The 24,068-nt window shown below is 63.1% G+C and carries 18 protein-coding genes; 3 read left to right on the top strand and 15 right to left on the bottom strand.

The features are described from left to right. Position 1: 1 nt before the first annotated feature. A complete protein-coding gene (locus FHR27_RS06165; protein ID WP_179538077.1) occupies positions 2-721 on the top strand; it encodes an ABC transporter ATP-binding protein in 720 nt (239 codons plus the stop codon). A gap of 156 nt (positions 722-877) precedes the next feature. On the opposite strand, the gene ssuD (FHR27_RS06170) is transcribed toward FHR27_RS06165, so the two are convergent. From ssuD (FHR27_RS06170) to FHR27_RS06195, 6 genes are all read right to left on the bottom strand, one after another. Further along, positions 878-2,014, bottom strand: a complete 1,137-nt coding sequence (ssuD, locus tag FHR27_RS06170) for an FMNH2-dependent alkanesulfonate monooxygenase (protein ID WP_179538078.1) — start codon at positions 2,012-2,014, stop codon at positions 878-880. Between the two features lie 78 nt (positions 2,015-2,092). After that, a complete protein-coding gene (locus FHR27_RS06175; RefSeq protein ID WP_042553684.1) occupies positions 2,093-3,193 on the bottom strand; it encodes a sigma-54 interaction domain-containing protein in 1,101 nt (366 codons plus the stop codon). An 8-nt stretch (positions 3,194-3,201) separates the two neighbouring features. After that, positions 3,202-4,389, bottom strand: a complete 1,188-nt coding sequence (locus FHR27_RS06180; protein WP_042553683.1) for an acyl-CoA dehydrogenase family protein — start codon at positions 4,387-4,389, stop codon at positions 3,202-3,204. After that, complete coding sequence (gene ssuD / locus FHR27_RS06185) at positions 4,386-5,543, bottom strand: FMNH2-dependent alkanesulfonate monooxygenase (RefSeq protein ID WP_179538079.1); 1,158 nt, start codon at positions 5,541-5,543, stop codon at positions 4,386-4,388. Before ssuD (FHR27_RS06185) ends, FHR27_RS06180 begins: the two co-directional genes overlap by 4 nt. Before the next feature lie 1,178 nt (positions 5,544-6,721). Continuing rightward, complete coding sequence (gene sseA / locus FHR27_RS06190) at positions 6,722-7,573, bottom strand: 3-mercaptopyruvate sulfurtransferase (protein ID WP_179538080.1); 852 nt, start codon at positions 7,571-7,573, stop codon at positions 6,722-6,724. Positions 7,574-7,690: 117 nt separating this feature from the next. Beyond that, the gene (locus tag FHR27_RS06195; protein ID WP_042553680.1) at positions 7,691-7,969 is read right to left on the bottom strand and encodes a peptidylprolyl isomerase; all 279 of its coding nucleotides are present in this window, start codon (positions 7,967-7,969) and stop codon (positions 7,691-7,693) included. Positions 7,970-8,120: 151 nt separating this feature from the next. Here FHR27_RS06195 and FHR27_RS06200 point away from each other — a divergent pair, with 151 nt between their 5' ends. Further along, complete coding sequence (locus FHR27_RS06200) at positions 8,121-9,335, top strand: PilT/PilU family type 4a pilus ATPase (protein ID WP_179538081.1); 1,215 nt, start codon at positions 8,121-8,123, stop codon at positions 9,333-9,335. A 48-nt stretch (positions 9,336-9,383) separates the two neighbouring features. Here the strand turns inward: FHR27_RS06200 and FHR27_RS06205 are convergent, their stop codons facing one another. The 7 genes from FHR27_RS06205 to alaC form a co-directional block, all read right to left on the bottom strand. Then, positions 9,384-9,902 (bottom strand): thioredoxin family protein, encoded by a 519-nt coding sequence (locus FHR27_RS06205; protein ID WP_179538082.1) that lies wholly within the window; start codon positions 9,900-9,902, stop codon positions 9,384-9,386. A gap of 69 nt (positions 9,903-9,971) precedes the next feature. Continuing rightward, positions 9,972-10,691 (bottom strand): substrate-binding periplasmic protein, encoded by a 720-nt coding sequence (locus FHR27_RS06210; RefSeq protein ID WP_231570151.1) that lies wholly within the window; start codon positions 10,689-10,691, stop codon positions 9,972-9,974. Between the two features lie 183 nt (positions 10,692-10,874). Beyond that, positions 10,875-12,830 carry an acetoacetate--CoA ligase gene (locus FHR27_RS06215; RefSeq protein ID WP_179538083.1) on the bottom strand — a complete coding sequence of 652 codons (1,956 nt, stop codon included), beginning with the start codon at positions 12,828-12,830 and terminating at the stop codon, positions 10,875-10,877. Positions 12,831-12,890: 60 nt separating this feature from the next. Further along, the gene (locus FHR27_RS06220) at positions 12,891-13,661 is read right to left on the bottom strand and encodes a 3-hydroxybutyrate dehydrogenase (RefSeq protein ID WP_179538084.1); all 771 of its coding nucleotides are present in this window, start codon (positions 13,659-13,661) and stop codon (positions 12,891-12,893) included. Positions 13,662-13,713: 52 nt separating this feature from the next. Continuing rightward, the gene (locus FHR27_RS06225) at positions 13,714-15,105 is read right to left on the bottom strand and encodes a GntP family permease (protein WP_042553675.1); all 1,392 of its coding nucleotides are present in this window, start codon (positions 15,103-15,105) and stop codon (positions 13,714-13,716) included. A 289-nt stretch (positions 15,106-15,394) separates the two neighbouring features. Beyond that, positions 15,395-16,795, bottom strand: a complete 1,401-nt coding sequence (locus FHR27_RS06230) for a sigma-54 interaction domain-containing protein (RefSeq protein WP_042553826.1) — start codon at positions 16,793-16,795, stop codon at positions 15,395-15,397. Positions 16,796-16,867: 72 nt separating this feature from the next. Continuing rightward, the gene (gene alaC, locus FHR27_RS06235) at positions 16,868-18,112 is read right to left on the bottom strand and encodes an alanine transaminase (RefSeq protein WP_042553674.1); all 1,245 of its coding nucleotides are present in this window, start codon (positions 18,110-18,112) and stop codon (positions 16,868-16,870) included. A 248-nt stretch (positions 18,113-18,360) separates the two neighbouring features. Between alaC and ampC the strand changes: the two genes are divergently transcribed. After that, entirely contained in the window at positions 18,361-19,524 is a 1,164-nt protein-coding gene (ampC, locus tag FHR27_RS06240) for a class C beta-lactamase (RefSeq protein WP_179538085.1), read from the top strand. A gap of 29 nt (positions 19,525-19,553) precedes the next feature. On the opposite strand, the gene FHR27_RS06245 is transcribed toward ampC, so the two are convergent. Further along, positions 19,554-20,903 (bottom strand): pyridoxal phosphate-dependent decarboxylase family protein, encoded by a 1,350-nt coding sequence (locus FHR27_RS06245; RefSeq protein WP_179538086.1) that lies wholly within the window; start codon positions 20,901-20,903, stop codon positions 19,554-19,556. 224 nt (positions 20,904-21,127) lie between these two features. Beyond that, complete coding sequence (gene acnB / locus FHR27_RS06250) at positions 21,128-23,737, bottom strand: bifunctional aconitate hydratase 2/2-methylisocitrate dehydratase (RefSeq protein ID WP_042553671.1); 2,610 nt, start codon at positions 23,735-23,737, stop codon at positions 21,128-21,130. Between the last annotated feature and the right edge of the window lie 331 nt (positions 23,738-24,068).

Raw genomic sequence — 24,068 nt, forward strand, 5'->3', positions numbered from 1 at the left:
GATGGCTGCGTCATTGCTGGATATCCGTGTGGAGCGCAAGAGCTTCGCTGGCGTGACCGTGCTGCAGAACGTCGCTTTATCCCTGCGCGAGCGGGAGATCGTCAGCCTGCTGGGCCCCAGTGGCTGCGGCAAGAGCACCTTGCTGCGCATCGTCGCAGGCCTGGAGCGTGAGTACACCGGCCGCGTGCTGCTCGGCGAGCAGGGTGGCGCCGTCTCTTTCGTGTTTCAGGAGCCGCGGTTGATGCCCTGGCTCACGGTGGAGCAGAACATCGGCTTTGCCGACGACCGCGACTACGACCGTGGGCGAGTGGCACAACTGATCGCCGAAGTGGGCCTGGAGGGTTTCGCCAGCGCGCTGCCCAAAGCGCTCTCCGGCGGCATGGCGCAGCGCGTCGCCCTGGCTCGCGGGCTCTATTCGCGGCCACGGGTATTGCTGCTCGACGAACCCTTCAGTGCAGTGGATGCCTTCACCCGAATGAAACTGCAGGATCTGCTGCTCGAGCTTGCCGAACACCATGCCATCGCCCTCCTGGTGGTGACCCACGACGTGGATGAGGCGCTGTATCTCAGTGACCGGGTACTGGTGATGGGCAATCGCCCCAGCGGTATTCGGCAAGAACTGATCGTCAACCTGCCACGTCCTCGTGACCGCCGTGATGGAGAGCTGTCGCGGCTGAAAGCCGAGGCGCTGACCGAGCTGCACCTGGCTCATGCGATCTGAATGGTGGCAGACCACGCGACAGCGATGTTCGCCTCAACTGTGAGCAGTGGGGCGGCCTGATGCTCGCCCCGGCAAGCGGAGTGCGGGTTTGGGCCGTGTGGGCGCGACGGCCGCGGCTCACTGCTGCTGCCCACGGCTATTCGAACGTGGGGCGGATCAGGCTGCGTTGTCGTTCTTTTGGCCAGCACGAATGTCGAAGGCGCCGCCGGTGAAAGCACCCTCGACGGTGACCTTGCCCTTGCCTGGCAGCAGTGGGAACACCAGTTCGGCGAAGCGGTAGGCCTCTTCCAGATGCGGGTAGCCGGAGAGCACGAAGCTGTCGACGCCGAGGTCGGCATATTCCTGAAGACGCGCCGCTACCGTTTGCGGGTCGCCGACCAGCGCAGTGCCGGCACCGCCGCGTACCAGTCCAACGCCAGCCCACAGGTTGGGCGCCACCTCCAGCTTGTCGCGCTGGCCGCCGTGCAGGGCCGCCATGCGCCGCTGACCTTCGGAATCCATCTTGGCGTAGTTGGTCTGCGCGGCGGCGATGGTTTCATCGTCCAGATGGCTGATCAGCTCGTCGGCGGCCGCCCAGGCAGCGGCGTCGGTCTCGCGCACGATCACGTGCAGGCGTACGCCGACGCGCACGGTGCGGCCGTAGGCCGCTGCACGGGCACGCACGTCGGCAATCTTCTCGGCCACTGCCGCTGGCGGCTCGCCCCAGGTCAGGTAGGCGTCGACATGCTTGGCTGCCAGGTCGTGGGCTGCCGGTGACGAGCCGCCGAAGTACAGGGGCGGGTAGGGCGTCTGTACCGGCGCGAAGAAGTTCTGCGCACCGCGTACCTTGAGATGCTTGCCATCGAAGTCGACGGTCTCGCCTTGCAGCAGTTGGCGCCAGATGCCGAGAAACTCGTCTGAAGCCTCGTAGCGCTGGTCATGATCGAGAAACACACCGTCCGCTTCCAGCTCGGTGGCGTCGCCGCCTGGCACCACGTTGAGCAGCAGCCGACCGCCGCTGGCCTGATCGAGGCTGGCCGCCTGGCGGGCCGAGGCGGTGGGGTTGCCCAAGGAGGTACGCAGCGCCACCAGCAGTTTGATGCGCTGGGTCACCGGCACCAGACTTGCCGCCGTGACCCAGGGATCGAGACAGCTGGCGCCGGTTGGGATCAGCAGGCCATCGTAGCCAAGCTGATCGGCGGCCACGGCGATCTGCCTCATGTAGGCGTTGGTGGCGGGGCGGCCGCTCCCGGAGTGGCCCAGATAGCGGGTGTCACCGGAGGTGGGAAGAAACCAGAATATGTCCAGGCTCATGAAATGCATCCTTTACGCGATCGTGGGGGAAGGCGATTCAGCCTTCTTCTATCGCATGCTCGGCATGGTCATCGTTCGTCAGATCGACAGGTTGATGACCCGGTTGCCCTGCGAACTTTGCGCAGGTTTTCGTTTGTTGACCACCAGCTCGCCAATCGCGATCAGCCTGGCCCGGGTGACGTTGCGCGTCAGCCCAAGCAGGCTGGCGGTGTGTACCTGGTTGTAATGGCTGAAACGGTAGGCGGCCCTTAGCAGGCTGTCTTCGACCTTCTCGTGCAGGGCGCCGCTCTGCTCCTCGAACAGCCGCTGGAACGCGCGCTGCAGCAGGGCATCGGCGGACTCGTCGACCGGTGGTGCGCCGTCCTGGCGCTCGATACGCATGTTCGACAGGCGCAGGTCGTCGTGCTCGATCACCCCGGCGCGGCAGATCAGCAGCGTATGGTGGATGACGTTCTCCAGCTCACGGATGTTGCCGGGCCAGCTGTAATTGACCAGCTTGGTTTGAGCCTCGTGGGTCAGACGCACCTCGCCATAGCCGAGGCGATTGCTGTAGGCCGTGATGAAGTGCCGGGTCAGCGGCAGGATGTCACCAGGGCGCTCGCGCAGCGGGTGCAGTTGCAGGCTGACGACATTCAGGCGGTAGTACAGATCCTCGCGGAAATGCCCGGCGTTGATGGCCTTTTCCAACTGCACGTTGGTGGCCGCCAGCACCCTGACGTTGATTGGAATGCTTTTGCGTGAGCCCAGGCGTACCACCTCGCGCTCCTGCAGAACGCGCAGCAGCTTCACCTGGATGGGCATCGGCAAGTCACCGATCTCGTCGAGGAACAGGGTGCCGCCGTTGGCCTCCTCGAACCAGCCGGCCTTGGCGGCCAGGGCGCCGGTGAAGGCCCCCTTTTCGTGGCCGAACAATTCGGCCTCGACCAGCGACTCGGAGAAGGCGCCGCAGTTGACCGCCATGAACGGCCCGTTGCGCCGGCCGCTGAGGTTGTGGATGTGCCGCGCGACCAGTTCCTTCCCGGTACCGGTTTCGCCGATTATCAGGACGCTTGCCTCGCTGGGTGCGACCTGTTGCAAGTGGGCGAGCAGCGCCTGCGATTTTGGGTCTTCGAAAACCTGAGCGGTTGCCCGAATCGAGGTAGCCAGTGCGGGGGAGGGAGGAAGCGTCAGCAGCTGCATGGTTATCCCTATGAGTAGAAGGTTGGCGTGGGGCGTGTCTGGTTGAGAGCCCAGTCGCCCAGTTCCTGGATCTTGTAGTCCACGGGGTCGTGCAGGGTTTGCGTGCGCAGGTTGCGCCAGTGTCTATCGAGGCGCAGCGAGGCATGGGTGGCGCGAGCGCCGGTGACTTCGAACAGGCGGTTGCAGATATCCAGGCCGGTACGGCTGGCCGCCACCTTGGCAGTGGATATGGAAATGGCCAGTCGGGCGCGTTCTTCGGCGCTCAGCGCATGCTCCTTGCTCCAGGCCTCGTCGAGCTGCGCGGCGGCCCGTTCGACCAGCAGGCGTACGCCTTCCAGGCCAACCCAGAATTCACCGTAGTGGCGCAGGATGTACGGGTCCTCGCTGGTGTGCTGAGCCTTGGATCTGAACCACGGGCGACCCTCCTTGAGGGTGTAATGGCGTGCGTCCTCCAGAGCACCTTCGGCGATGCCGAGAAAGATGTGCGAGAAGTGCAATTGCGCGATCAGTGGCCGGAGACAGGCGAACGGTGTACTCAGCGGGCCCGGATCGAGCAGCAGCTCCTCTTCTTCGACGCGCACCCGCTCGAAGGTCGCGCTGCCGCTGTCGGTCTGCCGCTGGCCCATGTTGTTCCAGTCGTCATGCAGGGTGATGCCGGTACGGCCACTGGGGATAGCTGCGATCAGCAGTTTGCCCCCGGCACTCTCGTCGACGGCCGAAGCGATCAGCATTTCCGAGTCGGTGGCTCCCGAGCAGAAGCTCTTCTTGCCGGAGAACTCGCGCCAGCCGTCGAACTTCTTGACGATGGTTCGGGTGTCCAGCGGGTTCAGGGCGTTGCCCCAGAACCAGTTCTTGCGCGCGGTCTGCTCGTACCAGGGTTGCCATTGTTCCGGGCGGGAGAACAGGCGCACGGTCGCCAGCATCAGGTGCTGGAAGCCGAAGACATGGGCGATGGAGCTGTCGACCTTGGCGAATTCACGCACCACCCCCAGGGTCTCGGTCCAGCTGGCACCCAGGCCGCCGAACTGAGTGGGGATGCTGAGCGCGAGCAGGCCGCTCTGGCGGATGGCGTCGCGTTCGGCTTTTGGCGTACCACCGGCTTCGTCGCGCTCGACAGCGGTTTCGGCAAAGTCGGCCGCCAGCTTTCGCGCGGTTTGCAGTGGGCTGATAACTGCAGTTTTATGATGGGCGCTCACGCGTTGGTCCTCGCGGTCTGGGTACTGGGCAGCACGTCGTTGGCGATCATTTCGCCGAATGGGCCAGTGAGATTGGTGATGCCACGGCCGGCGAGGCTGGCATAGGGCTCTGGTAGAAGGGGAAAGACCAGCTCGGCGAAGCGGTAGGCTTCCTCGAGGTGGGGGTAGCCCGAGAAAATGAAGCTGTCGATGCCGAGATCGGCGTACTCCTTGATGCGAGCCGCCACCTGCTGCGGATCACCGACCAGCGCAGTGCCGGCGCCGCCACGCACCAGGCCGACGCCCGCCCAGAGATTGGGGGCGATCTCCAGGCTGTCGCGGCGCCCGCCATGCAAGGCGGCCATGCGCCGCTGGCCTTCGGAATCGAAACGCGCGAAAGACTTCTGCGCGGCCTCGATGGTTTCGTCCGAGATGTGTTCGATCAGGCGATCTGCAGCCGCCCAGGCTTCTTCCGCCGTTTCCCGCACGATCACGTGCAGGCGAATACCGAATTTCAGGGTGCGGCCATGCTTGGCGGCGCGGGCCCGCACGTCGGCGATTTTCTCGGCCACCGCGGCCGGTGGTTCGCCCCATGTCAGGTAGACGTCGAGCTGCTCGGCGGCCAGTTCGTGGGCGGCCTCCGACGAGCCGCCGAAGTACAGCGGTGGGTAAGGGCGTTGCAGCGGTGGATAGAGGGCTTTGGCGTTATCGACCTTGAGGTGCTTGCCGTCGAAATCCACGGCTTCCCCTTGCAGCACGCGACGCCAGATACGCAGGAATTCGTCGGTGACTTCGTAGCGCTCGGCATGGCTCAGGTGAATGCCGTCGCCGCGATTCTCATCCGGGTCTCCGCCAGTGACGACGTTGATCAGCAGGCGCCCGCCCGATAGACGATCGAGGGTCGCGGTCATGCGCGCCGAGACAGTGGGCGAAATGATCCCGGGGCGGATCGCGACCAGATAGCGCAGGCGCTCCGTCATGGGTGCCAGGGCCGAGGCGACCACCCATGAGTCTTCGCAGGAGCGACCGGTTGGAATCAGCACGCCGTAATAGCCCAGGCCGTCGGCTGCCTGGGCGATCTGCTTGAGGTAGTTGAGGCTTACCGGGCGTGCGCCCTGACTGGTACCGAGAAAGTGACCATCGCCATGGGTCGGCAGAAACCAGAAGACATTCATCGGGCAGCCTCCTGCTCATGGCGGGGCGGGCATCGGTGCTGGTGCCGGGAGGCATGGGGCGAGACCGCTGACGGCCTGCGTTGGGTCCTGGGGGTGGTGCGGCGAGCAATCATGTACGCGTCCTGTGACAGGGCCCCGTGAAGAGGGCGGCACATGCAGACAGCAAGAGCTGTACCAGCAGCATTGACCACGGATTGCGGAGCCTTGAGGCAGCTGGTGAGAGTGGCAGGTGTTTCTCTGCACAACCTAGTGTTGTGCAACTGTTGCTGAGCCAACAGTTGTTGGGCGTACAGCGAAGATGCAGGAAGAGATCGGATGGTGCAGGGCATGGCGTGCTCGTTTCGCGTCCTGTTCACCAGGGTTATACGAGCAAAGGCTTATTCTTCAAAAGAATTTGAATGGATATCGTTATAGCTGTTTTGATTTATTTCCGCTGATCTTGCTTTTTTGTTTGCGATTTTAAATCTATATAAATCATATATTTGAGTGTTTTATATGAAGTATTTTCTAGTTTTATCATGCTTCTTTTCGGGTGACTGAGCGGCCGAACGTCCTGTTGGGAAAGCGGCTCGTGATCAGTGTCTAAAGAATGGTTTTCAATCGATTTTTCCAACATATCGCATCTTTTAGATGCTTTTCGTGCCGGCAGTGTCTGTCCTGCAACAGTGTCGCCCGCCCAATGCATCGCAACGAAGGGGATGTTCTTCAGTTCTCAGGTGATTTACAGGCTCTCGAATCACCGAAAAATCGTAGATAAATCCATTTTTATCAATTACATAAGAGGTTTTTTTAAATTAATTATCACGCGATTTGACACTAGTTCATTTGCGTCGGGCTCGTCCCTTGGAGAAGATTTCCCCAGGCACGCAATGCGATGCGTCTGGTGGTTTAGCCGGGACTGAGTCACCGGCGTGTCAGTGCCTGGACTGTTCGAGGGAATGTTCGATGGGGGTTATCTGCACATGGATGTGCGCAGTCCACCCTTTTCAACGTACTGCCCTGATGTTCTTGGGCGTGACGTTCCTCAACCCTGCCGTGCCGATCAATCGGCGCGTGATGGCCGATGTCTTCCATTGGCCAAGCACATTCAAACGGGAATGGGAGACGATCAGATCGGCACGGGTTCAGGTCAGCGCTGGCGCGCATCTTCCTCGGGGATACACGCGCGCCAGGCTTCTTCAGACCACGCCAGTCGCTTTGGGCGTGTCCTGGCGGCTGCCCCATTCTGTCCAGGAGCCGTCATACAGTGCGGCTTCCGGCAGGCCGGCAATTTCCAGACCTAGCAGCAATACCGCGGCCGTTACGCCGCTACCGCAACTGGTGATCACCGGTTTTTTGCCATCGACGCCGGCCTCGGCGAACAGTGCACGCAGCGCGTCGGCTGGCAGCAGGGTGTGGTCACTGCGCAACAGCCGGCTGTAGGGCAGGTTGTGGCTGCCCGGGATATGGCCAGAGGCAACCCCCGGGCGGGCTTCTGCGGTACTGCCATCGAAACGGTTGGCAGCGCGAGCGTCGAGAATCAGGGTGTCCTGATGATCGATGGCTTCGAGTACGTCGCCCAGGCCCTTTAGCCTGCGAGTATGCACGTTGGTCTCGAAGACTCGCTGAGTGGCGTTGGCCGGTTCGCCTGTTTCGCTGGGGCGGCCTTCGGCCAGCCATTTGGGCAGCCCGCCATCGAGCACGGCGACCCGCTCGTGACCGAAGTAGCGAAACAGCCACCAGGCACGGGCGGCGGAGAACAGCCCTTTCTGATCGTAAACCACCACGCGACTGCTGTTGTCTACGCCCTGCGCGCCGATCAGGCGGGCGAAGCGGCCCTGGGATGGCACGGTATGGGGCAGTGGTGTGTCGGGGTCGGAAAAGGCGTCGATATCGAAGAAGCGCGCGCCGGGTATATGCGCCTTGAGGTACTCCTCGTGGCCGTTCTTCGGTTCATTGGGCAGGTAGGTGCTGGCATCGAAGAGCACCACGTCTTCAGCATCGCCCTCGCGGGCGAGCCATTCGCTGCTGACCAGGGGACCAAAACTCATCCTTCCATCTCCTTTTCTTGGGTGGTTGCCCTGCATCCTGCCAGCTTGGCCGGCAGGTGGCACCCAGTCGCGATGGATTTCCTCTAGACCGTTTTCACCTATACATAGATAGGCACGTCAGTCGCGGTAGAACACCTGTACCAGGTGATAGCCGAACTGGCTCTTGATCGGGCCGTGAACTTCGCGCAGCGGTTTCTTGAAGATCACCTGATCGATGGCTCGCACCATCTGACCGGGTCGTACTTCGCCCAGATCGCCGCCTTTTTTTCCCGATGGGCAGGTGGAATGCTTGCGCGCCAGCACATCGAATGCCTCGCCTGCTGCGATGCGTTTTTTCAGGCCGGCAGCTTCCGCTTCGGTCTTGACCAGAATGTGGCGGGCCATTGCCTTTGCCATGACAGGTTCCTCATTTTACCGGGCGCGTATTGTGCCAGTATTTGCCGCGTCATCAGCGTGACGTCGATTTTCCGGCTTCTCCTGAGCGGTACATCGACCCATCTTGGCCTAAGGTCAAAAGACTCCAGTTAGCCGACAGGAATACTGCCCCATGGACCTCCAAGCAATGCTGAAAATCCTCTCCAGCCAGGACGGGTCCGATCTGTATCTGTCGACCGGGGCGCCGCCCTGCGCCAAGTTCAATGGCGTGCTCAAGGCATTGAGCAGCGAGCCGCTGAAGGCCGGGGCAGTGGCCGACATCGCCGATGCCATCATGGATGGTGCGCAGAAGGAAGAGTTCGAGCGCGAGCTGGAAATGAACCTGGCGATCTCCCTCAACGGCGTCGGGCGCTTCCGCATCAACATCTTCAAACAGCGCAATGAAGTGTCCATCGTCGCCCGCAACATCAAGCTCGACATCCCTCGCTTCGAGGACCTGAAACTGCCCGAGGTGCTGCTCAAGACCGTGATGGAAAAGCGCGGCCTGGTGCTGTTCGTCGGTGGCACCGGCTCGGGCAAGTCGACTTCGCTGGCGGCCCTGATCGATTACCGCAATCGCAACAGCGGCGGGCATATCATCACCATCGAGGATCCGGTGGAATACGTGCACCGGCACAAGAAGTCGATCATCAACCAGCGCGAGGTCGGTGTGGATACCCGCAGCTTCCATGCGGCGCTGAAGAACACCCTGCGCCAGGCGCCGGACGTGATTCTGATCGGCGAAATCCGTGACCGCGAAACCATGGAGCACGCGCTCGCATTCGCCGACACCGGGCACCTGGCGATCTCCACCCTGCATGCCAACAACGCCAATCAGGCGCTGGACCGGATCATCAATTTCTTCCCCGAGGATCGTCGGCCGCAGTTGCTCAACGATCTGGGCAACAACCTCAAGGCCTTCGTCTCCCAGCGTCTGGTCAAGACCACCGACGGCAAGCGCCGGGCGGCCGTCGAAGTGCTGCTCGGCACGCCGACCATTCGCGATCTGATCAAGCGCAACGAGTTTGCCGAGATCAAGGAAATCATGGAGAAATCCAGGAATCTCGGCATGCAGACCTTCGATCAGGCGTTGATCGAACTGGTGAACGAAGGGGCCATCGACGAAGAAGAGGCGGTCAAGAACGCCGACTCGGCGAACAACGTTCGCCTCAAGCTCAAGCTCTATCGTGAGACCCCGGCCGCTCCAGTGCCGGTGGCGCAGGCCGCGCCACCGGCTGAGGCAAGCCCGCCGAAAACTGCCGAACCTGCCGACTGGGGGCTGGAACTGAAGCTGGAAGACATCGAGGTGGATACGCCGCCCGAGGATCCCGGCCGCCACGGCATCTGAGCCTGGTGCTTGCGTTGGCCGGTGCTGAATGAGTCGCCTGCCGACCGCTCAGCGGCGGCTGCGCTTCTCGTGGCTTTCGATGATCGTCAGCAGGTCATCCAGCGTGCTTTCCAGGTACCGCCCGGCACGGTAGTCAGGGGTGCTCGCTTCCCCGCCGGATATGACCGCCTGCGGCTGTTCGACGAAGCGGCCGATGGGCTCGAAGCCTTCGTCCAGGATCACCACCAGCGGAATCTGCATGCGCTCCAGATTCAGGCGCTCCTTCAACGCGTGCTCGGCACGGCCCTTGGAGACGATCGCCAGTGCCACGCGGGGCTGCAAACGCTGCAGGTGGTCCATGGCCGTGAGGTTGAGCTGGCAGTCCGGGCACCACATCTCGCCAGCGGCCAGCAAGTGATAGCGACCTACCACGGCCTCCAGCCGCTGGCGGGTGTCAGCGCTCAGGGCACCTTCGCCATTGAGCTGCCCTTGTGCGCGTTGCACGGCAGCGATCTCGGCGGGCAATCCGCGGCTGACGAAGGCATCGAAACGTTCGCCGATGGCGAACAGCGCCTGGTAGGAAGTCATGCTGAGTTCTCGTGCAGGGTGGCAGGGCAGTCCAGCAGAAAATTCGCCAGGCGGCAATCGATGATCACCCTAGCGCTTCGGCACGTAGCGCTCGGTGATGCGCTGCAGGATGCCGTCGCTGCGCATGCTCTCCAAGGCATCATGCACGGATCTGACCAGTTGCGGGTCGCATTGCAGCGAGCAGGCGATGTACATGTCCAGCGGTGCCAGCGGCGCGCTCATCGCCAGCTCGGGGCCGCTGTCCCACTGGTGGCGGCCTTCCAGTACGGTGGTGAACCAGGCGTCGACCCGTCCTCGTCTGACCAGCTGGATCGGCCTGTCACCGAGCTTGAGGACATAGAGCTGGTCGTCGGTGAAGCCGTTGCTTCTGAGCAGTTCCTCTTGCGCGGAGCCGAGGCCGACGGCAATCATTCGGTAACGCTGGCGGGCTTCCTCCAGGCTGGCGACCGGGTTGTCGAGGGTGAAGAAGGCGCGATACAGGGGCTGGATATTGGCCACCCAGGTGAAGTGTTCTTCCCGCTCGGGAGTGCGCGAAAGGGGGACGATCATCACGTCGCGCGATTCCTGCGTGCGCTTTTGTGCGCGCAGCCATGGGGCATTCTCGACCAGCGGGTTATAGCCAGCGCGCTGCAGCGCCATGATGGCGATGTCACCGGTGATGCCATTACCGTTGTCGCCCTGCAGGGCCAATGGTGGCGCGTCCGGCATGTAGAGCTGGATATCGCGCAGCTCGGCAGCTAGCGAGCAAGGCAGCAGCAAGGACAGCAGGCAGGCGATCAGGCGCAACACGGACATTCCTGGGCGGTATGTCGCGAGTATAGAAGCTGTTCGAGTGGATATCCGTGAAACATTTCAGGTGCTCACGCGGCGTTCGACCCATTGTTCGGCACTGCACGGGTCGACTCGGTCGCTGCGCGCCCACAACGGTCGTCGGGAAGTCTCCCGACCCTCAGGGTCGGGAGTCGGGCTCATTCAGCCTTGCAGTTGCGGCAGGTTGCGGTAGAGCTCCAGCGCCTGCGGGTTGGCCAGGGCGTCGGTATTCTTCACGGGCTGGCCGTGCACCACGTTGCGTACCGCCAGTTCGACGATCTTGCCGCTGATGGTGCGCGGAATGTCCGCCACCGCGACGATGCGTGCGGGTACATGGCGCGGCGTGGTGTTGGCGCGGATCACCTGGCAGATCCGTTTCTGCAGCGCATCGTCGAGCGTCACGCCGTCGCGCAGGCGCACGAACAGCACCACGCGCACGTCGCCGTCCCATTGCTGGCCGATGGCGATGGACTCCAGTACCTGCTCGATCTTCTCCACCTGGCGATAGATCTCGGCGGTACCGATGCGTACGCCCCCGGGATTCAGCACGGCATCCGAGCGACCATGAATGATCAGCCCGCCATGGGGCGTTTCCTCTGCGTAATCGCCATGGGCCCAAACGCCCGGGAAGGTCTCGAAATAGGCGCTGCGAAACTTCTCGCCGTCGGCGTCGTTCCAGAAGCCCACCGGCATGGAGGTGAAGTGCTTGGCGCAGACCAGCTCGCCTTTCTCGCCGATCACCGGCTTGCCGGCGTCATCCCACACCTGCACGTCCATGCCCAGCCCCTTGCACTGGATCTCGCCGCGGTACACAGGCGAAACCGGATTGCCCAAGGCGAAGCAGGAGACGATATCCGTGCCGCCGGAGATGGATGACAGGCAGACATCGGCCTTGATGTCGCGATACACGTAATCGAAGCTCTCGTGGGCCAGCGGTGAGCCTGTGGAGAGTATTGCCTTCAGGCGCTGCAGGCGGTGGCTTCCGCGCGGTTTGGCGCCGGCTTTTTCCAGCGCCGCGATGAACTTGGCGCTGGTACCGAAAATACTGATGTCCTCGGCATCGATCAGGTCGATCAGGCGGTTGGCATCCGGGTGAAACGGCGAGCCGTCATACAGCACCAGCGTGGCGCCCAGCGCCAGCCCGGAGACCAGCCAGTTCCACATCATCCAGCCGCAGGTGGTGTAGTAGAACAGCGTGTCGTCCGCCGTCAGGTCGCTGTGCAGACCCAGCTCCTTGACGTGCTGCAGCAGGGTGCCCCCGGCACCATGGACGATGCACTTGGGTACCCCGGTGGTGCCGCTGGAGTAGAGGATGTACAGCGGGTGCTCGAAGGGCACGGGGGTGAACTGCGGTTCGCCCTCGGCGCGATAGAAGTCCTCCCAGCGCTCGACATTGGCCTGGGTCTGGAAGTCGCCCGGCTGGGTGTCCGGGTTGGCGTAGGGCACTATCACCAACTGCTGCAGGCTGGGGAGCTGCGAAAGGATTTCGTTGAGCTTGTCGGTCAGGTCGAGGTTCTTGCCGGCGTAGCGATAACCCGCGCAGGCGATCAGTACCTTGGGCTCGATCTGGCCGAAGCGATCGATCACCCCCTGGGTACCGAAGTCCGGCGAGCAGCTCGACCAGGTGGCGCCCAGGCTGGCGGTGGCGAGCATGCCGACCAGGGTTTGCCAGGTGTTGGGCATAAAGGCCGCGACCCGATCACCAATGCCCACGCCGGCTTCTTGCAAGCTGCGCTGCAAGCCAGCGACATGGGCGGCGAGTTGCGCGTAGGTGAGTTGCTCTCGGCTGCCGTCTTCGCCGATGGCGACGATGGCCGGGTGCTCGTCGCGGCGGCGCAGCAGATGCTCGGCGAAGTTCAGCGTGGCGCCCGGGAACCAGTGAGCGCTGGGCATGGCCGGACCTTCTTCGACTACTGCCTGCGGTTGCTGGCTGAAGCGAATGTCGAAGACATCGACGATGGCCTGCCAGAACGCTTCGCGCTCGCTCACGCTCCAGGCGTGCAGCGCCGTGTAGTCGGCCAGGGCGAGGCCGTGGCGGCTGTTGACGAAGCGGCGGAAGGCGTCCATGCGTGTGGCGCTGATGCGTTCGGCCGTGGGCGTCCAGAGCGGTTGCTGCATTGGGTTACCTCACTACTTTTTTATTCGTGGGCAGGGGCGTTCGGCCCTGCCGGTTTCCATCTATTGTGCCAGCCAGCCGCCATCCATGTTCCAGGCCGCACCGCGCACCTGGGCGGCTGCATCGCTGCATAGAAACAGTGCCAGCTCGCCGAGCTGCTTGGGCGTCACGAACTCCAGTGACGGCTGCTTTTCGGCCAGCAGATTGCGCCGCTCGCCTTCGATGTCGCCGCTCTCTGCCGCGCGCGCATCGATCTGTGCTTGCACCAGGGGCGTCAGTACCCAGCCAGGGCAGATGGCGTTGCAGGTGATGCCGGTGGTGGCGGTTTCCAGGGCCACGGATTTGCTCAGGCCGATCAGCCCGTGCTTGGCCGCGACGTAAGCGCTCTTGCCGGGCGAGGCCGCCAGGCCGTGGGCCGACGCGATATTGATGATGCGACCCCAGTTGCGTTTGCGCATACCGGGCAGGGTCAAGCGGGTGGTGTGGAAGGCCGAGGAGAGATTGATCGCGATGATCGCGTCCCAGCGTTCCGGGGCGAAGGTCTCCACGGGCGAGACGTGCTGGATGCCAGCGTTGTTGACCAGGATGTCGACGGCGCCGAACTCCTGCTCGGTGTAGGCGATCAGCGCCTCGATCTGCTGTGGATCCGAGACATCCGCCGGGTGGTGGCCGACCTTGCCGCCGAACGCCGCCACGGCATCGATGGCCGCCTGGGCGTCGCCGAAACCGTTGAGTACCAGATCGGCACCGGCTTCGGCCAGCACCAGCGCGATGCCCAGACCGATGCCGCTGGTGGAGCCGGTGACCAGTGCGGTCTTGCCTTGCAGATTCATACGAACTCCTCATGCGCGCGGTTCCTTGTCAGCACCGCGCGCCTCATGAAAATTAGACGATGCCGGTGCTGTAGAAGACGCCAATGACGAAAAACACTGCCAGGGTCTTGATGATCGTTATGCCGAAAATGTCCTTGTAAGCTTCGCGGTGGGTCAGCCCGGTGACCGCCAGCAGGGTGATCACCGCGCCGTTGTGGGGCAGCGTATCCATGCCGCCGCTGGCCATGGAGGCGACGCGGTGCATGACTTCCAGCGGGATGTTGGCGGCGTTGGCGGCGGCGATGAAGCTGTCGGACATGGCCGCCAGGGCGATACTCATGCCCCCTGACGCCGAGCCGGTGATGCCCGCCAGCAGGGTCACCGTGACCGCTTCATTGACCAGTGGATCAGGGATGCCCTTGAGCGCGTCGGCGAGGATCAGGAAACCCGGCAGCGATGCGATCACCGCGCCGAAGCCATACTCCGAGGCAGTGTTCATCGCCGCCAGCAGCGAGCCACCCACCGCGCTCTTGGTGCCTTCGGCGAGCTTCTCGCGAATCACCCCGAAGGCGCTGACCAGCACCAGCACGATGCCCAGTAGCAGCGCCGCCTGCACCGCCCAGATGGCGGTCAGCTTGCTGACATCGGTCTGCAGCGGAGCCGCCATGCCGGCCAGTTGCAGGCTGTGGGTCTTGCCATAGAACTCCGGAATCCAGTGGGTGAACAGCAGGTTGGCCACGCCCACCAGAATCAGCGGCGCGATGGCCAACCATGGGCTGGGCAGCTTGATGTCGTCCGGGGTTTCCGGCTCGTTGCGCAGCTCGGTGCCGTAGCCCTCGCCAGCCCGCAAGGCCTTGCCCAGCTGGCGGCGCAGATAGAGCATGCCGACACCGAGTACGAACAGGCTGCCGATCAGCCCCAGCCAGGGTGCGGCCCAGGCGGTGGTATTGAAGAAGGTGGTGGGAATGATGTTCTGGATCTGCGGGGTGCCGGGCAGGGCGTCCATGGTGAAGCTGAATGCGCCTAGGGCGATGGTGGCGGGAATCAGCCGCTTGGGAATGTTGCTCTGGCGGAACATCTCCGCCGCGAAGGGGTAAACCGCGAACACCACCACGAACAACGACACGCCACCGTAGGTCAGCAGGGCACAGACCAGTACGATCACCAGCATCGCCTGGCCGGTGCCGAACAGGCGGATGGCGGCCGCCACGATGGAACGCGAGAACCCGGACAGCTCGATCAGCTTGCCGAATACGGCGCCGAGCAGGAATACCGGAAAATAGAGTTTGATGAAGCCAACCATCTTCTCCATGAACACCCCGGTGAAGGCGGGCGCCACGGCGCTGGGATCGGTGAGCAGCACGGCACCGAGCGCGGCGATGGGAGCGAAGAGGATGACGCTGTAGCCACGGTAGGCAGCCAGCATCAGTAGAGCCAGTGCAGCGAGGGCGATGATGACACTCATCGTCTATCTCCTGACCCTGCAGCACGGCGAATCGAGAGGCTGCCGTAGCCTTCGAGTAACTCGCACAGGCGCTGTGGGCGCTTTTGTTTTTGTTGTCGGCGGCGGGTGGGCCCGCGGCTGACTCATAGCGAGTTCTATGCCAGGTTTATAAGTTGTTGAATTTAAAATACTTTATTTTTTGCTAAGGTGCGTTGCCTGCTGTCAGTCCCATTTTCGGGATGAAAATCGGACGTTGCGCCTTCCTGGCCTGCTTCACGCGACTGTCCCAAAATCGGGATTGGTCCCGAAATCAGGACGAAAGGCCCAGTTCGAGCATTTTCCGGTACAGGGTGGAGCGGCCCAGGCCCAGGCGCTGCGCAGCCTGCGGTACATCACCCGCGGTAGCGACCAGCGCCTTGCGAATCAGCTCGCGCTCGAAGTTCGCCCGGGCCTGATGGAAGTCTTCGATCTGACCGTTATCCGCAGGCGCATCGGCCGTTTCGGGCAACGCCTGCAGCGTTCCGATCGCCGTTGCCACCGCAGCACGATCGAGCAGCGTCTCATCGCTGAGCAGGCAGGCGCGTTCCAGCACGTTGTGCAGTTCCCGGACGTTGCCGGGCCACGCATGACGAGCGAGCAGGGCCATGGCCTCGGGGTGCAGCTCGTGGCGTCCCTGCAGCGCATCGAAGATCGCCTCGCAGAGCGCCGGCAGGTCTTCCAGGCGTTGGCGCAGTGGCGGCACGGCGATGGTCAGCACGTTGAGTCGGTAGTACAGGTCGGCGCGGAAGGTGCCTTTGCGCACCGCCGCCTCCAGGTCGATGGAGGTGGCGGCGATCAGCCTTACATCGCTGCGCAGCACCTCGTTGGAACCCACAGGCTCGAACTCCTTCTCCTGCAACACCCGCAGCAGCTTGCTCTGCAGCGGCAGCGGCATGTCGCCGATTTCGTCGAGAAACAGCGTGCCCCCGTGGGCGATCTGCAGCTTGCCAGCCCGGCCCTTGCGGTCGGCCCCGGTGAAGGCGCCGGGTGCCGTGCCGAAGAATTCCGCTTCGAGCAGGGTTTCCGGAATCGCCGCCGTATTCAGGCTGACGAAGGGTTTGCTGGCCCGCGGCGAAGCATTGTGAATCGCGTGAGCCAGCAGTTCCTTGCCGGTACCGGTCTCGCCCAGCAGCAACACCGCGGAATCGCTGGTCGCGCTGCGCCTGGCCAGGCGTTTGACTTCCAGGCTGCGGGCGCTGGTACCGATGAAATGGGCGAAGCTGTACTTGGCCTGGCGGGACTTGAGTTGCGAGCGGGTGGAGGCCAGTTCCTGCTGCATCGCCTGGTAGCGGGCCAGCAACGGTGACAGCGATTGCAGCTCGTCGAACAGCGCGAAGCCGATGGCGCCGATCACCTCGCCGGCATCGTCACGGATGGGCAGGCGCATCACCACCAGAGGTTCCCGTGGCGTGTCCATCATGTCCAGCAGGATCGGCCGGCCGCTCTTCACCACATCGCGCAGCAGGCTGCCGGGAATCACGCTTTCGCAGGGCCGGCCGATCGCTTCGCTGGCACCATGCAGGCCGAAGCGCTGTGCGTAGCGCTCGTTCATCCAGACGATACGGGCGTCGCGGTCGACGATGATGGTGCCTTCGCTGGATTGCTCGAAGATCTCGAACAGCGAACGGATGGCCGACTGGCGAATGTGGGGGTAGTTGCCGAGGTCCTGCATGGCGCGCTCGTCTGCGGGGTGAGCGCCGATCATAACGCGGCGCGGCACCCTTGCGGTGCCGCGCCATGGCTGTCAGCTGGCTTCGCTGGCCTTGCGCGGCGTTTTCGCGGCAGGCGCCTCGATCAGCCCATCGGCCCGGAACATCGACTTGATGCCACGTACGGCCTGACGGATACGATCCTGATTCTCGATCAGTGCGAAGCGCACGTGGTCGTCGCCGTAATCACCGAAACCGATGCCCGGTGACACGCAGACCTTGGCTTCGGCCAGCAGCTTCTTGGCGAACTCCAGAGAGCCAAGCTGGGCGTAGGCCTCGGGGATCTTCGCCCACACGTACATCGAGGCCTTGGGGTTCTCGACCATCCAGCCCAGCTCGTGCAGGCCCTTGACCAGCACGTTGCGGCGCTGGCGATACTGCTCGGCGATATCACGCACGCACTGCTGGTCCCCTTCGAGCGCGGCGATGGCCGCCACCTGCAGCGGTGTGAAGGTGCCGTAGTCGTGGTAGCTCTTGATCCGCCCCAGGGCGTTGACCAGCTCGGGGTTGCCGACCATGAAGCCGATTCGCCAGCCAGCCATGTTGTAGCTCTTGGAGAGCGTGAAGAACTCCACGGCGATGTCCTTGGCGCCTGGTACCTGCATGATCGATGGGGCTTTCCAGCCGTCATAGACGATGTCGGCATACGCCAGGTCGTGGATCACCAGTACGTTGTACTGCTTGGCCAGGGCCACCACACGCTCGAAGAAGTCCAGCTCCACGCATTGCGCGGTGGGGTTGGAGGGGAAGCCCAGAATCATCATCTTCGGCTTGGGGATGCTCTCGCGGATCGCCCGCTCCAGCTCGATGAAGAAGTCCACCCCTGGCACCAGCGGCACCGAGCGCACCTGGGCCCCGGCGATCACTGCACCGTAGATATGAATCGGGTAGCTGGGGTTGGGCACCAGCACGGTATCGCCATGATCCAGGGTGGCCAGCATCAGATGCGCCAGGCCTTCCTTGGAACCGATGGTGACGATGGCTTCGCTTTCCGGATCGATGTCGACCTGATAGCGGTCCTGATACCAGCGCGAGATCGCCCGGCGCAGGCGCGGAATGCCACGGGAGGTGGAGTAACCATGGGTGTCTTCACGCTGAGCGACCTGCACCAGCTTTTCCACGATATGCGGCGGTGTCGCGCCATCGGGGTTGCCCATGCTCAGGTCGATGATGTCCTCGCCACGGCGGCGAGCGGCCATCTTCAGTTCAGCGGTGATGTTGAATACGTAAGGGGGGAGACGATCGATGCGCGCAAAGCGGCGCGGAGCTTGGTCAGCCATGCTTTCCTCGAAGAACGTAAGCGCCCGGAACCGTCCGAGCGACGTAGACCACTGCGGTGGCCTGGGCGGACAATAATCTCAGTCGCAGGCTTTGTCGAGAGGCTCTGCAGAAACGCTCGCGAGGTTGTCGACACTGGCCCATGGCCCTGCATGAAGCGTTATCCTTGGCGTCGATTCGAATACCGGTGACCCCTGCGACTCGGGTGACCGGTGTTACATCCAGGAAAAAATGGAGAGCAGTTGCAAAAATGAAGCATGGATATATCGCCATAGGTCTGTTCACCGTCAGCCTCGGTACGTCGCTTTCGGCTGCCGCCATGTCCGAGCAGGCGTTTCAGGCCCGCGCCGCTGAAGTGTTCAAGCCGCTGATGGCAACGTACGACGTTCCTGGCCTGGCCGTTGGCGTGACCTGGAAGGGCAAGCGCTACGTTTACACCCAGGGCATGGCGGACCGGGCTGCGGCCATTGCGGTCACGCCCGACACGCTGTTCGAGCTGGGCTCGCTGAGCAAGACCCTGAACGTCACCCTGGCGGCACTGGCGCAGCAACGTTCGCTGTTGTCCCTCGATGACCGGGTGGCCAAGCATATCCCCGAGCTGGACAAGCGCCCCTTCGGCGCTCTGAGCCTCATGGACCTGGCCACCCACCAGAGCAGTGGCCTGCCATTGCAGCCGCCGGACGAGGCCAAAGACGACGCCAGTCTGCTGGCCTGGCTGAAACAGTGGCAGCCTGAGGCCGGTAGCGGTCACGAGCGCTCGTATTCCAATGTCGGTATCGGCATGCTGGGGCGGATTTCGGCCAAGGCATTCGGGCAGTCCTATGCCCAGGCCCTTCATGACCAGGTGCTGCAGCCCTTGGCGCTCGAAGATACCTACGTCAACGTGCCTGCCGCGCAGATGAGCCGCTACGCTTATGGGTACGCCCGTGAGAGCAACGCGGCGATCCGGGTCACCCCGGGCATGCTCGATGCCGAAGCCTATGGCTTGAAGTCGGATATCGACGACATGCTGCGCTTCGTCGATATCAACCTGGGCGCGGTGTCGGTACCCGAACAGCTTTCCGCCGCCATACAGACGACGCACCAGGGCGTCACCCGAACGGCCGAGTTCACCCAGGCGATGATCTGGGAGCGCTACCCCTGGCCGGTTTCCCGCGAGGCGCTGCTGGCCGGCAACGCACCGGCCATGGCCCTGGAGCGTCGCCCGGCCAGTCGCCTGAGCAGCCGGGACACCTCCGAGCAGGGCGTGCTGTTCAGCAAGACCGGCTCGACCAATGGTTTTGGCGGCTATATCGCCTTCATCCCCGATGAAGAGATCGGTCTGGTCCTGCTGGCCAACCGCAACGTGCCCCTCGAGGCCCGTGTGGATGCGTCCTTCACGCTGCTTCAGCAGGTGCTGAAAGACGAGCGCTAAGTCCGTGCCTGGGCTGGCAGGGGGCTGGCTCAGGCATTTTTCAGGCGAAGCAGCAGGCGGATGAGGGTTTCGATATCGGCATCCGTGGTGCGCCACGAACTCACGCTCAGGCGGAAGGCCGGCCGGCCCTGCCAGACGGTGGCGCCGAACCAGACTTCGCCTGAATCCTGTGCGGCCTTGAGGATCGCAGCGGTCCGCTCGTCCGAGTCGGCGCGTACCAGCACCTGATTGAGTCGCACCCGGTTGAGTACCTGATAGCCGCCCTGGCGTAGCGCCTCGGCCAGGTATCCGGCCTGACGGATATGCCGGTCGATCAGCTCGCGCAGGCCATCGCGACCGAGACTGGCCAGCGCCGCCCAGATCGCCACGCCGCGCGCGCGCCTGGAAAACTCCAGAGTCAGGTTCTTTTGCGAGTCTTTCGAGGCCATCGCGTAGGCCGCATCGCTGTTCATCGCTGCAGCCAGAGCGTCGCCGTCACGGCAGATGGCCATGGCGCTGTCGTACGGGGTGTTCAGCCATTTGTGGCCGTCGGTGGTCCAGCTGTCCGCCTGTTCGATGCCATCGGCCAGCCCGGCTGACGAAGAAGCTCGCGCCCACAGGCCGAATGCACCGTCGACATGCACCCAGGTACCGGCAGCTTTGGCGCGGGGAATCAGCTCGGCGAAGCGGTCGAACTCGCCGGTATTGACTTCGCCAGCCTGAAGAATCAGCAGGGTGCGCTCGTCCAGTTCCGGGAGCCTGGCCGGGTCGATGCGGCCATGTTCGTCAACTGGCGCAAGGTGCAGGCGCGCCATACCGAAGCCGAGCACGCGCAAGGCCTTTTTCACCGTGATGTGGGCCGTTTCGGAAATCACCACGCGAATCTCCGGCGCGCCGACAAGGCCATCCTGATCGAAATCCCAACCTAGCTTCGCCAGCAACTGGCGGCGCGCTGCAGACAGGCAGGCGAGGGTGCAGGCCGTGGCGCTGGTACCGAAGCCGACTGCGCTGTCGGTCGGCAGGCCGAGCGCCTCGCAGACCCAGTGTGCAGCGACCTTCTCCAGTTTGTCGGCAACCGGCGAGCCGTCGAACGATGACGCGCACTGGTCCCACGCCAGCACCATGCGCTCGGCGGCTGCCGCGGCAGGCAGGGTAGCGCCGATCACGAAGCCGAAGTAACGCGGGCCGTTGCTGGTGACGGTGGCAGGCGTGCCCAGTTCGTCGAGCTGCTGCAGTACCTGCTCGGCGTGACTTCCAGCCTTTGGCAGGGGCTGGTCGAAGCCGGCCAGCGCCGCGATGGTGCTTTGCAGGGGATAGACGCGGCGTTGCTCGATGCTGTCGTGATAGGCGAGGGCGCGACGATCGGCGTCGGCCAGTAATGCGCGTTCATCGGTGTGCATGGGGGCTTCTCGGCAGGAAAGTTCGATGGCTAACCCTAACCGAGAGTGTCGTTGCGCCGGCAGATACAGACTTTCGGCGCTTTTCCCCTACAGTCGGCCGGCCAGTACAGCTGTATCCGGTACAGATGCCGCCGAGTGTTCGACGTTTCTGCGGTAGTACCGCGTTTTCCTGCGCGCATAAAAAAGCCCCGCACCAGGCGGGGCTCTCTGACGCAGGTGAAGCCTTAAGCCTGAACGACCGGGATGTTCGCGTTGGCCGCAGCCTCGCGGAACTCGGCGATCTGGTCGAAGCTCAGGTAGCGGTAAACGTCGGCAGCCATGCTGTCGATGTTCTTCGCGTACTCCATGTACTCCTCGACGGTCGGCAGTTTGCCCAGAATGGACGCGACAGCGGCCAGCTCGGCAGAAGCCAGGTACACGTTGGCACCATCACCCAGGCGGTTCGGGAAGTTACGGGTCGACGTCGACACCACGGTCGAATTCGGCTCGACACGCGCCTGGTTACCCATGCACAGCGAGCAGCCCGGCATTTCCATGCGCGCGCCGGCCTTGCCGTAGATGCCGTAGTAGCCTTCTTCGGTCAGTTGGTGAGCGTCCATCTTGGTCGGCGGCGACAGCCACAGACGGGTAGGCAGCTGACCCTTGACCTGATCCAGCAGCTTACCGGCAGCGCGGAAGTGACCGATGTTGGTCATGCACGAACCGATGAACACTTCATCGATCTTCTCGCCCTGAACGGTCGACAGCAGGCGCGCGTCGTCCGGGTCGTTAGGCGCGCAGAGAACCGGCTCCTTGATGTCGGCCAGGTCGATTTCGATGATTTCGGCGTATTCGGCATCGCTGTCGGCAGACAGCAGGTCCGGCTTGGCCAGCCAGGCTTCCATCGCTTGAGCGCGACGTTCCATGGTGCGTGCATCGCCGTAGCCTTCGCTGATCATCCAGCGCAGCAGGGTGATGTTCGACTTCAGGTACTCGGCAATGGCTTTTTCCGGCAGCTTGATGGTGCAACCGGCTGCGGAACGCTCGGCGGAGGCGTCGGACAGTTCGAATGCTTGCTCGACGGTCAGGTCGTCCAGGCCTTCGATTTCCAGGATGCGACCGGAGAAGGCGTTGATCTTGCCTTTCTTCTCGACGGTCAGCAGGCCTTTCTGAATGCCGTAGTAAGGGATGGCATGCACCAGGTCACGCAGGGTGATGCCCGGTTGCAGCTTGCCCTTGAAGCGCACCAGAACCGACTCCGGCATGTCCAGCGGCATCACGCCGGTAGCAGCGGCGAAGGCGACCAGGCCGGAACCGGCCGGGAAGGAGATGCCGATCGGGAAACGGGTGTGCGAGTCACCACCGGTACCGACGGTATCCGGCAGCAGCATGCGGTTCAGCCAGCTGTGGATGATGCCGTCGCCAGGACGCAGCGACACGCCGCCACGGGTGCGGATGAAATCCGGCAGGGTGTGGTGGGTGGTGACGTCGATGGGCTTCGGGTAGGCCGCGGTGTGGCAGAAGGACTGCATTACCAGGTCAGCGGAGAAGCCCAGGCACGCCAGGTCTTTCAGCTCGTCGCGGGTCATCGGGCCCGTGGTGTCCTGGGAACCGACGGTGGTCATCTTCGGTTCGCAGTAGGTGCCAGGGCGTACGCCTTTGCCTTCCGGCAGGCCGCAGGCCTTGCCGACCATCTTCTGTGCCAGGGTGTAGCCCTTGCCCGTGTCGACCGGTGCTTCCGGCAGTTTGAACAGGTCGGTTGGGCCCAGGCCCAGTTCGGCGCGAGCCTTGTCGGTCAAGCCACGACCCACGATCAGCGGGATACGGCCGCCAGCGCGAACTTCGTCCAGCAGAACCGGAGTCTTCAGCTCGAACGTGGTGATCACTTCGTCGCTGTCGTGCTTGCAGACCTTGCCCTGGTGCGGGTACAGGTCGATCACGTCGCCCATGTTGATGTTCGACACGTCGAACTCGATCGGCAGGGCGCCAGCATCTTCCATGGTGTTGTAGAAGATCGGGGCGATCTTGGTGCCGAAGCAGAAGCCGCCAGCGCGCTTGTTCGGCACGTACGGGATGTCGTCGCCGAAGAACCACAGCACCGAGTTGGTGGCGGATTTACGCGAGGAACCGGTACCGACCACGTCACCGACGTAGGCAACCGGGAAGCCGTCGCCGTACATCTGGGCGATCTGCTTCATCGGGCCGATGGAGCCTTGTACGTCAGGCACGATGCCTTCACGGGCCATTTTCAGCATGGCCAGAGCGTGCAGCGGGATGTCCGGGCGCGACCAGGCATCCGGAGCGGGCGACAGGTCGTCGGTGTTGGTTTCGCCGGTTACCTTGAAAACCCGCAGGCTGATCTTGTCGGCCAGGGTCGGACGCTTCTTGAACCACTCGCCATCGGCCCAGGATTGCAGCACGCCTTGAGCGTGGGCATTGCCCGCTTTGGCTTTTTCGGCAACGTCGTGGAAGGCGTCGAACATCAGCAGGGTGTGCTTGAGTTGTTCGGCAGCGATGGCGCCCAGATCGGCGTCATCGAGCAGCTCGACCAGGGTCGCGATGTTGTAGCCGCCCTGCATGGTGCCGAGCAGTTCGGTGGCGCGCTTCTTGTCGAGCAGGGGGGAGGTGGCTTCGCCTTTGGCGATAGCGGAGAGGAAACCGGCTTTTACATAGGCCGCTTCGTCGACGCCTGGCGGTACGCGATTGGTGATCAGGTCGAGGAGGAATTCTTCTTCGCCGGCCGGCGGGTTCTTCAGCAGGTCAACGAGACCAGCGGTTTGTTCGGCGTTTAGCGGCTGGGGCACGATACCCTGGGCGGCACGCTCTGCTACGTGTTTGCGGTAGGCTTCAAGCACAGTTATTACCCTCATCAGTGGTCCCAAATAGGGTGTCCGGGACGCATGCAGGAACGCATTAAACACATCAGCAGCTCAGCCTCATGGGCTGTGCGCGATGGTTTCAATGCTTCCATCCGGAAGCTGCTTTCAAAGTTTTACGCCGGCAGGACGGGTCTGATGAGGGGTTGGCATGGCCGGGGGATGACCATGCCAACATCGACCTGCAGGATCGACTGTGCTCGTGACGCTTTGAAAACAGCTTCCAACGGACATTGGCGCCTTTCGCAAGGCGCGCTGATTCTAGCTGAAAACTGGAACAAAGTTAAGCGAAAGACCCATCACCCTCTGG

This window comes from Pseudomonas flavescens (assembly GCF_013408425.1).
Classification (GTDB): Bacteria; Pseudomonadota; Gammaproteobacteria; order Pseudomonadales; family Pseudomonadaceae; genus Aquipseudomonas; species Aquipseudomonas fulva_A.